Below are 11,445 nucleotides of genomic sequence, written 5' to 3' on the forward strand. Positions count from 1 at the left end.
GAAAAACTTAAGATTGATGCTTTTAAATAAGATCCACCCTATAAGATATTTTATTGATTCACGTAAGAATAAGGTGCAGAATATAGCCTAATTATTAGGTAGCGTGATAAATAGCGCAGCAAAAATCACTATTCATACAGAAAAATACAGTGAGCAGACAGAGATAAACCCTCCACCTTCCCTATATTCTCCCGTAACAGCGATTTTTATATATTCAATGCAAAATTAAAATATATCTTCAAAAGATTGATAATATTAGACTTTATCATTTTTTAAATTTTCATTTTTTTCGCAATTGTGATATTAATCTCCTTTCTCTAATTCGCTCATTGCGATTTATGTTCAATTTTATGAAAATAAATAGGAATGGATAAAAACTTGTAATGATGAGTCAAACATTCATTAAGAAAGAGGGGATAGCTCAGTCATTTCTGGCTCGTTATCTCCTCTCTGAACAATGCGGTAATCGCCTGAAAACCATAGAATTACTGTCTAAAGAATGTGGGTTATCGGTGGGTTTAATGCAAGCAGCGTTAAAATCTCTCGAACAGGCACAGGCGGTTGGCATTAAGCGTCGTGGTCGTAATGGTAGCTTTCTTGCACAAATAAACCACAAATTACTCTTGGAGTATGCCGATATCGGCAATGTGGTCTGTGCGATGCCCCTCCCTTATACCCGTGCTTATGAAGGGCTGGCAAGTGGTTTAAAAGCATTGTGTGCGGGCATTCCTTTTTACTTTGCACATATGCGTGGCTCAGATATCCGCATTGAATGTTTACTGAAAGGCGTTTACGACTTGGCAGTAACATCAAGACTTGCCGCAGAGCAGCACCCAGAAAATAAAGATCTATATATTGCGCTTTCACTAGGGACACAAAGTTATACAGACAGGCACAGGTTAATCTTTCGTCATGGCGAAATGGACACGATTCGTCGCGTTGGGTTAGATAGCACCTCAGCAGACCAAAAAATAATGACAAAGCAATACTTTGCTGGAAAAGAGATTGAATTGGTCGAGGTCTCCTACCATGAATGCCTGAATCAAATCATAAAAGGCCACATTGATGCGGCCATCTGGAACGTTGGGCAAGGCCATGAACTTATCGCACAGGGCCTGATGACCCAGCTTCCCGATAACAGCGGATGTTTTATTAAAGCATCTGAAGCCGTTATCCTTGCCCGCAAGGATAATATTCCCATCCAGCAACTCCTGCATACTCTGGTCGATCGGGATCTGTTGCTGACCCATCAACAAAACGTTATAGCTGGCACCATCGAGCCCGTTTATTGAGACTCGATCAGCCTGTTGATTTACACCTACGAATAACAAAAAGCAATGATAGAACAACGGTTAACTATCCTGCTGCAAGGTGGCGTTATCGATCAAGATATCTACGATAGCATGTTGGATGTTGTGCATATTCTGGAAGATATCTGGCTCATCCCTATCCGCCATCCGCAAGGCGAAATGGCGCTTACCCATATGGCAAGTGCTTTTATGCGCTCACGCCGTGGCGAAATAGTTTCCCCGTTGGATAAAGAAATATTGGCAAAACTTAAGCAATCTGAATACTACGATCAATTACTCACCGTTCATCGCTCCCTCATCGAAAAATTTACCGTGGACTTGCATCCCAATGAAGAAGGCTATCTGTTAGCCAATTTATATGGTTTAATGTTTTCACTTGAAAGAGATTAGCGTCTGATTCTTATATAAATATTCAAAAAAATGAAAATTTATCAACACAAAAATTTTTGAGTTTCACACAGCCTTACTGTTTTGCAGATATGAAGGGAGCCGTATGTTTATTGAGGCATTAAAAAAACAAAACCCCAAATTGATTGAAGTTACAAAAACCCTTTGGCAACAAGGGTCTATCTTGCCAGATACCTACATCATTGATGTCGATCAGGTTTTGGATAATGGTCGAAATTTGCTGCAAACCGCAAAACAGTACGGCATTGAGCTCTATTTAATGACCAAGCAAATTGGGCGTAACCCGTGGCTAACGCAAAAATTGATTGAACTCGGTTATTGCGGTGTTGTGGCTGTCGATTTCAGAGAGGCTTATAGCTTGAGCCAGCAGGGTATACCCCTGTGCCATATCGGTCACTTGGTGCAAATCCCCACCCATTTAATCGAAACCATGCTCAGGCAGGAGCCGAATATCATCACCGTATTTTCCCTTGAAAAAGCACAAGCGATTTCAGATATCGCGGAGAAATTGGGGCGAATTCAGCCCGTCATGCTAAAAGTATTTGATCAACGGGACATCGCTTTTCCCAGCCAAGAAGCAGGTATTCCCTTTGATGAACTCGATACCGTCGTAGAAGCCTTAAAAAGAATGCCAGGCATCAAATTGAGCGGACTGACGCATTTTCCTTGCCTGTCATGGGATTCTCGCTATCAGATAACCTTACCCACCATCAATTTGCTCACGCTCATTCGGGCGCGAAACCGACTGGAACAACTCGGCATCAAACTTTCGCAAATCAATGCGCCGGCGGCTTCAAGCTGTAATACCATTCCATTATTGGCCAAATACGGAGCCACCCATCTGGAACCCGGCCATGCTTTGACCGGAACTATTCCCGCCAACTTTTGCGGCCGGGAGCCGGAACATATTGCGATGGTCTATCTCACAGAAATATCTCATCACCACGATGGCAATAGTTACTGCTATGGAGGCGGCTACTATAAACGCGGACATATGAAACATGCGTTAGTTTTTCCTGAACGCCCCCTATCCTCTGGCCTCATCCCCGCTAAAAAAGCACGCATACTGCGTTTGGGTGAACCCTGCATTGATTACCACATCCCATTATCAGGCATTCACCCTATTGGCAGCCCGGTAGTTATGTGTTTTCGCGCCCAAATTTTCACAACGCGCAGTGATGTTGCCCTCGTTTCAGGCATTCAGTCTGGCTCGCCAAAACTTGAAGGCATTTATGACAGTCAGGGCAATTGGAAAAATAGTGGCTATGCTAAATAATCCCTCAACAGAGGTATTACAAATAATATTATTCCCGCATTAAATAATGTTATTTTCGCTATCGTGGATTTACCGCATGATCCGGCGAACCCTATTTTATGGAATACTCAACCTCATCCAGCATTGATGCCGTTGAAGGTTAATGATCACTTGGCCGTAAAAACAAATAACTTGCTTGACGTTTCAGGTTACACCTATGTCCATGAGCATTTGCATATCGACCTCTCTGATGCGAAAGGAAGCCTCGATTGTCGGTTGGATCAATACGATCTGATCGTCGAGGAGCTTCGTTATCTCTACACCCTTGGGGTAAGGAACATCGTAGAGATGACCAATCGGTATATGGGACGCAATGCGGCTTTCCTGCTGGATCTGATGCGTGATACCCGCGTCAATATCATTGCCTCGACCGGCTACTATAAACAACCCTTCTTCCCTGCCCATTTCAGCGAATTAAGTGTACAGGCCATCGCCGATGACATGATCGCGGAAATCGAAACGGGTATTGATGGCACCGAATTAAAAGCCGGGGTGATTGCAGAAATTGGCTCCAGCCTCGATCAAATCACGGAAGATGAGCAGAAAGTGTTTGCGGCAGCCGCATTGGCACATCAGACGACAGGCTGTCCCATCTCCACCCATACCACATTAAGCACCATGGGGCGTGAACAGTTGGCACTGTTGAAAGCGTTTGGCGTTTCCCCCGAATATGTGGCGATCGGCCACTGTGATCTGAGAGATAACCTGAACACCATTATTCCGCTGCTGGAAGCCGGAGCATGGGTGCAATTCGATACGATCGGCAAGAATAATTACTATCCCGATAGCCGACGCATTACCATGTTACAAGAAGTCGCCAGGCGTGGGTTGCTCGATCGGGTGATGCTTTCCCAAGATATCACCCGCCGATCGCATCTGAAAAGCAATGGGGGCAATGGCTTCGATTATCTGTTAACCGTATTCGTTCCCAGGTTACTGGAAGCGGGTTTTTCCCAAAAACAGACAGACCAAATGCTGCGTGATAATCCTGCACGATTTTTCCAAATTTTCAAAAAGCAATCCGATATGAAGAGATAAAGAGAGGGATAACAACATGAAATTTGTCGTTGGTGGACAAATAGAAAAAGAGGCAATAGCCGGGGAAATTCGGCGATTGGCAGGCAACAAAGCCACTTCTGTGACAATCATGAATGACATTGAAGCGGCAATGGCAATCAAAAATGGCGAAGCAGATTATTATCTCGGTGCCTGCAATACCGGTGGCGGAGGCGCTCTGGCCATGGCCATTGCCCTTATCGGATTAGATCAATGTGCGACCATCGGCATGCCGGGAAAAATCCTGTCTAATGATGAGATCATTGCCCATGTGAAAGCCGGCAAGAAGGCATTTGGTTTCACCGGTCAGGATATTGATATCGTCCTGCCGGTGATCATCAACACGATCCTCTCACAAACCATCATCTCACGGTAAGGAGGCTGTCATGCAACATTTCCATGATTTCCTGCTGAGATTGATGGAAGTCGATCCGTTTAAAGCTGGATTATTGGCCGTCATTGGCGCCATTGCCGCGATGATGGCAAACCGTGGGATCGCCGTTTTCCATGATGGCCTGCGCCCACTGTTGCCGGAATACCTTGAAGGCCGCATGAGCCGCAAAGCACTCGCCGCCACCAGTTTCGCCCTGAGCATCGGCTTGGTGGTCGGTTTCGGCATTCCCTTCTCACTCACCGCCCCCATTGTCTTGGTTCACAGCCTGTTACTCGGCACAGACATGATCGGGATTTGGTGTGCCAACAGCCGGAGAGGCTTTATCGCCTCCGGCATCATTGGTGCCCTCTATGCCATCGCCTTACTGGCCGGCCTGCGTTCCGTGGTGGAACTGTTTGCCATGCTGCCCGTTAATTTCACCGATGACCTCAAGAAAGTCGGCGATCCGATTGTGGCCTGTTTTGCCCTGTTTCCTGCGATGGTCGTCGGCTACCAATATGGCTATCGCAAAGGGCTTTTGGTCATGTTCACCGCGCTGGCCGGCTATCTGGCAACTAAAGCCATTGGCCCATTGAGCTTTGGCGGCATGATCGAAAAACCCGTCAGCGTTGACCCTAACGGTGCCGCACTCTTGCTGTCGATGATTGCCATGTTTTACTTTGCCATGCGCGAACGCCCAACACAGCCAGCGGAGCAAAAAGGGGCCAATGAAGTCTTGGTCGGCCTGTTTTCCACCCGCATAGAACGCATCCAGAAAAACAAATGGTTGCTGATCCTGTGCGGCGGCCTGACCGCCAGTGCGGCAACCATGTCTTTTAGCCTGCTGGCGGAAGGCCCTGTCTCCCTCCAACTAATGGCGCAAGGTGAGCAGACCAATGCTTTACTGGTCGCACTGGCACGTGCCATCAGCTTTATCCCATTAGTGGGTACGACGGCGATAGCCACCGGCGTTTATAGCCCAAATGGCATGAAATTTGTGTTTGTGGCCGGGCTGGCAACTAACAACCCGTGGATTGCCTTTGTCGCGGGCGGTATCACCATGTTCATTGAAATTCAGCTACTGGCAAAAATCGCCATCTGGCTGGATAAATACCCCGGCGTGAAGGCGTGCAGCGGGCATATTCGTACCGCGATCACCAAAATGCTCGAAGTTGCCTTGCTGGTTGGTGCCATGATTGCTTCCAACGCGATCCTGCCAGGAATGGGCTTTATGATCGTGGCGGGTATCTACCTGCTTAACCGTACATCCAAGCGTCCTTTAGTCGAAATGGCGATCGGCCCAATCGCAACCATCATGGTGGGCATTCTTGCCAACATGCTCTTTTTGCTGGGAATCAAATAAGAAAATGCAAATCGGTCCATTGCAAAGCTATTCATTGCAAACTTATCCATTGCAAAGTATGACGATGGCACAAGCACAGCAGCAGCAGTTTAAGCTGGTGGATATCATCTGTCGTCACTTTCCGGGTGCTGATTTTCTTTCGCAAGGTGATCTGGGCTTGGTCCCAGATCTACACCAACCGCGAATGACCCGACGCATTGAGGCGGTAATTGCAGAATTTTTTGGCGCTGAAACCGCCGCTTTTGTCAATGGAGCCGGAACAGGCGCATTGCGCGCGGGGCTGGCCGCCTTGGTCAGTCCCAACTCCACATTACTTGTGCATAACGCACCGATTTATCCCACGACCAAAACATCCATTGAACAAATGGGACTTCGTGTCATTCGGGCAGATTTCAACCATCCAGAACAAATGGTGGCAGCCATTCAGCAATACCAGCCTGCCGCCAGCCTGGTGCAACATACCCGCCAACAGATCTCTGACCGTTATTCCCTGCAATCCGTGATCGACACCCTGACTCAACATGGCATTCCTTCATTGATCGATGACAACTACGCCGCCATGAAAGTGGCACACATTGGCTGTCAGTACGGCGCGACCCTTTCCACCTTCTCGTGTTTCAAGCTATTGGGGCCACAAGGCGTTGGAATGGTGGTGGGAAAACAAGCCGCCATTGATAACCTGCGCCACAGCATGTACTCCGGCGGCTGTCAGATACAAGGTTATCAGGCAATGGAAGCCTTGCGGGGGATGGTATTCGCGCCAGTTATGCACGCCGTACAAGCACAAGTGACTGACGAACTGGTGACCCGTTTAAATCAAGGGGAGTTGCCACAAGTAAAACACGCCTTTCTCGCCAATGCGCAATCAAAAGTGTTATTAGTCGAATTTCACGATCCGATTGCAGAAAAAGTCCTCACCACAGCCCATACACTGGGTGCACTGCCTTATCCGGTCGGCGCAGAATCAAAGTTTGAAATCCCGCCCCTGTTTTACCGCATTTCCGGCACCTTCCGCCAAACCGATCCCACCCTGGAACAACGTATGATCCGCATCAACCCTAATCGTAGCGGTGCGGATACTGTTATGCGTATTTTGCGGGCAAGTTGTTTGTTGGAATAAAACTGTCGGTTGAAATATAAATAATTAAATAGATAAATTATCTATTCGCGTGACTTAATTTCTGTTGTTTTCTGGTAGGTAAGATTAAACGTCTTTTTATTTAAAATTACGCGTTATTGATGAGTCATTAGGGATTTATGCTTTTTATTATGTGATTGAGATGGACATTTTTTGTGTAAAATTGTCATATAATAACCTAATGATTAACAATAAGGTTTTTTCGTATGGATGACAAAGAAGAATTGATGCAGAAAATAAGTAACGTATTAACCAATAGCCCGGCCAGATCAGAAGATAAACTGGCTGTGATGATGATGTTTTGTTTTCAACTATTGTCATCAGCTCAGGCTGACGGGATAAACATGCGGGTTTCGGATGGCAGGGTTTTATCATTAAAGTTTGAATCAGGTAATTTAACACATTAAAGCTGATTTGTTCTAGATTATTATTAATAATTTATATCAACTTATGAGGGAATGAATATGAAGCGAATTTCAGGCGATTTTGTTGATGGTATGGTTATATTTGATGGTGACGATGGAAAATTAAAGCATTTTTCACAGTTAGAAGAATACAGAAAGAACCAATTTGCTGAGCTTGAAAGAAAGTTAAATGAAAATGAAGAGCATTACGCTCTAATTACTTTAGAGGAGGCTCTTGGGTTTTTAAAATCTGCATTTTGTAAAAATGGTGAACATAAGGCATGGAAGGATAAGGTATTTTCATGTACTGACCCTGCATCTTCGTTTGTGGGAAATATTCTTGAGTCTATTGGTGTGATGAAAATAATAAAGGAGTTTAAGAGCCTGGGTGTTGAAGCTAAAGAGTATAAAGGAAGAGGAGGAGCTACATACATTAAGATAACAGGTAAAGAAAGTGTGAGAAAATTTATCACAGGAACAAATTATCGTCTTGATAATCAAAAAATATTAAAAATAGGTATTGGTTCAAAAAGTATAGCAAATGGCATAGTTGCAGGAGCTAAGTTTTGTATAATTTTTTCTCTTGCTTATAGAGCTGTTGAGTTGATGACAAAAGATGAATACGCTCTTGCTGAATTTTTGGGAAATATAACAGTTGATACAGCCAAGTTGTTAATTACTACGTTAGTAACTACCGCTGTTGGTAAAGTAGCGTCAAGTTATTTCTTAGCTGCTGGTGTAAGTATAATTGGCATTTCTGTTGGATTATTTTTTATTGGTGTTGGAATAGCAGTCGCTTTATATTATCTTGATAATGAGTTCGGGATAACGGATAAAGTTATAAAAAGTATTAGAGAAGTGGATGAAAAAATACAGGGGGATTATTATGAGATTAATCGTCAAGCTATGGCGTTGAGTACTCCAGCTATTTGGCCATGGAATTAAGTATTCTAAATATCGTTTCAACATGATAAGAATAAATCTTGTCCCACATGTCGCTCAGGACAAGATTGCAAACTATCACTATTATGAAAACGTATTTAGGTGTTTTTTATTGTTATTACGATGGGGTTTCCGTATGTCAAATAAGGTTAAAAATAAATGTAAAAAACCAGTTATTCTTCCTTTTTGGAGCAGGGTGTTTTATATACTAATGTTGTTGTTGGTTATGATTATTATGTCCATAGTGGTTTTATTTTCATGGCATGATTTTATGTCACTCATCAATTTAAAAGAAAAAGTGTATTTTTCTTGGCGAGTGTTTTTTATTTCTTTTGGATTTCCGATAAGTTTTCATTTGTTGTTTTCCATTATGTGTGCTTGTTTTTCAGATAGTCCTCGTCCATATAGGGGGCGTGTCGTTAATTTTCTGGTATGGATATTTTTTGTGGCTTTATTATTGAGTGTTCCTGTGTCTTTATATGTTGATAATAAATTAAAATATTCTGGCTATATAACGTGCAGTAAAAAGTCTTTAATTGCACCAAATGAATATGTGAAAAATTCAAAGTTATGTAACTAAAATATATATTTAATATATATATTTAGTTTTCAACTTGAAATAGCGTTTGTAGATTAACATGATATTTATAATTTTTTGTAATATTACTATGAATGTAGAAAAAACCATTGTTAAAGAGGTAAGTGTGGACAATAAAAACAAAGCAATTGTAGCAATAAGTTCATTGTTTTTACTTTTAATAATGAATGCGGTGCTCTTTTTTGTTATTGATGATTTTTTATCTGTGTATAATCTTTCGAATGTTGTTGTGTGTTCATGGAGGATGTTTGTAATATTGTTCTCTTATCCTTTGGTATGTTATTTTTGTATTGCCCCAATTTATTATTTGTTTTTTCTAGAAATGCCAAAAAACAATAATTCAATTTTTAAGATCCTCACTTTTATTGGAATTTTAGGTTTTGTTATTAGTTTCCCTGTGTCTTGGTATGCTGATTATAAATTAAAGAACCTAGGATATTCCACTTGTTATAAATCATCATGGAATGCACCGAGTAAATATGTAAAAGATCCAAGTTTATGTCACTAAGCATATATTAGATATATGCTTAGAAATATTTTTTTAATAAACTCGGTCTTCCCATATGCTATAGGCAGATGTACCTGCCGTCACATGGTTCCATGAGATTGATTTATAGTTAAGTATAACTCTTTCATATGGCATGGCATCAAAATCATTTATAGAGTTCGGATAAGTACAGGAAATTTCCGTGATAGTTGCTTCCGTGATTTTTACTTTATAAAATAGTTCTAACTGTCCTGTTTGACTGGTTCTGTAAAAAATAAATTTACCATCTAGCGATTCATTAGAATCAATGGCCATTTCTAATAGTGGAGAAGATTTGTCTACAGGTTTGATAAACTGTATCGGTTGATGGCTTACATTCTGCTGACGCGATATTGAGTGATTTAGACTAAGTACCTGTATTTGGTCTTCGTGTCCTTTTTGGTATCGGTTTCCTATCGAATCGAGAGTTGAACACCCTGCTGATATTAAACCTTGCTTCTTACCATTTAACGATAAATAAATCATATATGACATAATATCACCATCCTAGTTTTTATTTAAACGCAACGGCTTAAGTCTCTAAGCCAGAAAAAGCAATTTATCATATAAAAAATATATTAATAGCATTAATAAGATAAAAAATAGCTATTTAAATCATCTTTTAACCCTGACCATAGTCACACCGATGCCACACCCACTCACCAGTGTCAGAATGCGATAAGGCGCAGATTTTCCATACCGTAGTTGTACTGAAAGTTGTATTGAAAAATGAAACATACAAGTTTTGATGACAATTTTGTCATAAAGCATCAATAACATTGATAATTTATAATGTGATAAATATCACAATAATATAATGACATTACAATAATATACATTATGGGATTTTTCCTAAACTTAGGATAATTAGGAGGTAACTTATGGATATCCCTAAAAAAATCCATTATTTCTGGGCTGGCAATAACATACCAGAAGAAGATTTGAAAAAGATTATCACCATCAAATGTGCCAATCCAGGTTTTGAAGTCAATATTTGGGGAGAAAACGATAGCAACGCATTAATCATTAATACATTAATACATTAATACATTAATACATTAAGGAAAATAAAACTTGGATATCATGGAACTGAATTTGATATTGGTGAAGTACCCATTAATTTCAATTATAAAAATGTTGACGTTGCTTTCAAATTTCTATCCAGGCAAGCCCATCACTTGGGTTCCATTCAAGATCCCATGTTAAACTGTTTCAGTTATTTTACTAAAATGAAGAAGAAAAGTGATAACGCCAGGCGCTATGGGGAATATGTTGATTTAATGAATTATCTGCAACATATATATCGTATTAATCTGAAAGGTAATTATCATAATTATGCCTCATCCAGTGATATTGCCCGCTTGGTTATCTTATATATGGAAGGAGGAATATATCTGGATGCTGATGTCGAATTGAGTGATACAAGCATAAAAAATATGCTTGGCAGAGGCAGTGCTAGATTTGCCGATTTACGCCTTAAGTCTGGTATAGGAATTGGTGATTGTAGTGGGCAAGGCTGGCAGCATTTTGGTGCGCCATATAATAGGTTTGGCAATGCCATTATTGCCTCCCTTGCTCAATCAAAAGAGATTTTTAAAATTTTATTAAAAATGGCGATTCAGATAAAAAAACATCATCTGTCTATTCAAATGTATGAATCACCTAAAGCGGATGAAATCTGTAGAGTCAAAAGATTCAATAAATATCATGAGGTCGATAAGAGGGTCGATTTGGCATTGAAATTAAACAACGCTAACCAAATCAATCTGGATACAAGATGCGGTATACAAGATCCTGTATGGAGAACAGGTATTGATCCTCATCAACGTAATGTTGCATATAGTCGTGAGATTAGGCGAATTGATTATACGACTGACATAACAGGGCCTGATTTTGATGAAGATCCATTCACTTAGCATCTGATGGGAGTAAACAGCCTGAGGATTACCGCAACCCTTAATATCCCCAGGCTCTTCTGTTCTTTCGGCTTAGCAAATCTCAATGGGTTTATC

General features: G+C 41.5%; 14 protein-coding genes. 13 read left to right on the plus strand and 1 reads right to left on the minus strand.

Going from position 1 to position 11,445, the window contains the following annotated elements; translation table 11 throughout:
* Nucleotides 1–383: 383 nt before the first annotated feature.
* The 11 genes from yhfZ (at nt 384) to XDD1_RS18075 (ending at nt 9,415) form a co-directional block, all read left to right on the plus strand.
* Nucleotides 384–1,292 carry a GntR family transcriptional regulator YhfZ gene (gene yhfZ, locus XDD1_RS18025; protein ID WP_084721083.1) on the plus strand — a complete coding sequence of 303 codons (909 nt, stop codon included), beginning with the start codon at nt 384–386 and terminating at the stop codon, nt 1,290–1,292.
* 45 nt (nt 1,293–1,337) lie between these two features.
* A complete protein-coding gene (locus XDD1_RS18030; RefSeq protein WP_045973200.1) occupies nt 1,338–1,700 on the plus strand; it encodes a hypothetical protein in 363 nt (120 codons plus the stop codon).
* A 103-nt stretch (nt 1,701–1,803) separates the two neighbouring features.
* Nucleotides 1,804–2,994: a YhfX family PLP-dependent enzyme gene (locus XDD1_RS18035; protein WP_045973201.1), complete on the plus strand. Its 1,191-nt coding sequence runs from the start codon at nt 1,804–1,806 to the stop codon at nt 2,992–2,994.
* Between the two features lie 126 nt (nt 2,995–3,120).
* Nucleotides 3,121–4,071 carry a phosphotriesterase-related protein gene (locus tag XDD1_RS18040; protein ID WP_045973202.1) on the plus strand — a complete coding sequence of 317 codons (951 nt, stop codon included), beginning with the start codon at nt 3,121–3,123 and terminating at the stop codon, nt 4,069–4,071.
* A 16-nt stretch (nt 4,072–4,087) separates the two neighbouring features.
* Entirely contained in the window at nt 4,088–4,465 is a 378-nt protein-coding gene (locus tag XDD1_RS18045) for a DUF2620 domain-containing protein (RefSeq protein ID WP_045973203.1), read from the plus strand.
* A gap of 10 nt (nt 4,466–4,475) precedes the next feature.
* The gene (locus tag XDD1_RS18050; RefSeq protein WP_045973204.1) at nt 4,476–5,825 is read left to right on the plus strand and encodes a YhfT family protein; all 1,350 of its coding nucleotides are present in this window, start codon (nt 4,476–4,478) and stop codon (nt 5,823–5,825) included.
* A 34-nt stretch (nt 5,826–5,859) separates the two neighbouring features.
* Complete coding sequence (locus XDD1_RS18055; protein WP_045973826.1) at nt 5,860–6,945, plus strand: aminotransferase class V-fold PLP-dependent enzyme; 1,086 nt, start codon at nt 5,860–5,862, stop codon at nt 6,943–6,945.
* Nucleotides 6,946–7,169: 224 nt separating this feature from the next.
* A complete protein-coding gene (locus XDD1_RS18060) occupies nt 7,170–7,370 on the plus strand; it encodes a hypothetical protein (RefSeq protein WP_231854436.1) in 201 nt (66 codons plus the stop codon).
* Between the two features lie 57 nt (nt 7,371–7,427).
* Complete coding sequence (locus tag XDD1_RS18065) at nt 7,428–8,312, plus strand: hypothetical protein (RefSeq protein ID WP_052705749.1); 885 nt, start codon at nt 7,428–7,430, stop codon at nt 8,310–8,312.
* A gap of 133 nt (nt 8,313–8,445) precedes the next feature.
* Nucleotides 8,446–8,889: a DUF1240 domain-containing protein gene (locus XDD1_RS18555; RefSeq protein ID WP_052705750.1), complete on the plus strand. Its 444-nt coding sequence runs from the start codon at nt 8,446–8,448 to the stop codon at nt 8,887–8,889.
* An 88-nt stretch (nt 8,890–8,977) separates the two neighbouring features.
* Nucleotides 8,978–9,415, plus strand: coding sequence for a DUF1240 domain-containing protein (locus XDD1_RS18075; protein WP_167541640.1), 438 nt, complete (start codon nt 8,978–8,980; stop codon nt 9,413–9,415).
* Between the two features lie 33 nt (nt 9,416–9,448).
* On the opposite strand, the gene XDD1_RS18080 is transcribed toward XDD1_RS18075, so the two are convergent.
* Nucleotides 9,449–9,928, minus strand: coding sequence for an Hcp family type VI secretion system effector (locus XDD1_RS18080; RefSeq protein ID WP_045973206.1), 480 nt, complete (start codon nt 9,926–9,928; stop codon nt 9,449–9,451).
* Between the two features lie 386 nt (nt 9,929–10,314).
* Here XDD1_RS18080 and XDD1_RS19585 point away from each other — a divergent pair, with 386 nt between their 5' ends.
* Nucleotides 10,315–10,479, plus strand: coding sequence for a glycosyltransferase family 32 protein (locus XDD1_RS19585; protein WP_156979669.1), 165 nt, complete (start codon nt 10,315–10,317; stop codon nt 10,477–10,479).
* A gap of 183 nt (nt 10,480–10,662) precedes the next feature.
* Complete coding sequence (locus XDD1_RS18085; RefSeq protein ID WP_167541641.1) at nt 10,663–11,349, plus strand: glycosyltransferase; 687 nt, start codon at nt 10,663–10,665, stop codon at nt 11,347–11,349.
* Nucleotides 11,350–11,445 lie beyond the last annotated feature (96 nt).

Source organism: Xenorhabdus doucetiae (genome assembly GCF_000968195.1).
Lineage (GTDB): Bacteria > Pseudomonadota > Gammaproteobacteria > Enterobacterales > Enterobacteriaceae > Xenorhabdus > Xenorhabdus doucetiae.

What these genes read in the sequence shown, in the direction of transcription:
- yhfZ (WP_084721083.1), top strand. Translation starts at nt 384, where the DNA reads ATGATGAGTCAAACATTCATTAAGAAAGAGGGGATAGCTCAGTCATTT.
- XDD1_RS18030 (WP_045973200.1), top strand. Translation starts at nt 1,338, where the DNA reads ATGATAGAACAACGGTTAACTATCCTGCTGCAAGGTGGCGTTATCGAT.
- XDD1_RS18035 (WP_045973201.1), top strand. Translation starts at nt 1,804, where the DNA reads ATGTTTATTGAGGCATTAAAAAAACAAAACCCCAAATTGATTGAAGTT.
- XDD1_RS18040 (WP_045973202.1), top strand. Translation starts at nt 3,121, where the DNA reads ATGCCGTTGAAGGTTAATGATCACTTGGCCGTAAAAACAAATAACTTG.
- XDD1_RS18045 (WP_045973203.1), top strand. Translation starts at nt 4,088, where the DNA reads ATGAAATTTGTCGTTGGTGGACAAATAGAAAAAGAGGCAATAGCCGGG.
- XDD1_RS18050 (WP_045973204.1), top strand. Translation starts at nt 4,476, where the DNA reads ATGCAACATTTCCATGATTTCCTGCTGAGATTGATGGAAGTCGATCCG.
- XDD1_RS18060 (WP_231854436.1), top strand. Translation starts at nt 7,170, where the DNA reads ATGGATGACAAAGAAGAATTGATGCAGAAAATAAGTAACGTATTAACC.
- XDD1_RS18065 (WP_052705749.1), top strand. Translation starts at nt 7,428, where the DNA reads ATGAAGCGAATTTCAGGCGATTTTGTTGATGGTATGGTTATATTTGAT.
- XDD1_RS18555 (WP_052705750.1), top strand. Translation starts at nt 8,446, where the DNA reads ATGTCAAATAAGGTTAAAAATAAATGTAAAAAACCAGTTATTCTTCCT.
- XDD1_RS18075 (WP_167541640.1), top strand. Translation starts at nt 8,978, where the DNA reads ATGAATGTAGAAAAAACCATTGTTAAAGAGGTAAGTGTGGACAATAAA.
- XDD1_RS18080 (WP_045973206.1), bottom strand. Translation starts at nt 9,928, where the DNA reads ATGTCATATATGATTTATTTATCGTTAAATGGTAAGAAGCAAGGTTTA.
- XDD1_RS19585 (WP_156979669.1), top strand. Translation starts at nt 10,315, where the DNA reads ATGGATATCCCTAAAAAAATCCATTATTTCTGGGCTGGCAATAACATA.
- XDD1_RS18085 (WP_167541641.1), top strand. Translation starts at nt 10,663, where the DNA reads ATGAAGAAGAAAAGTGATAACGCCAGGCGCTATGGGGAATATGTTGAT.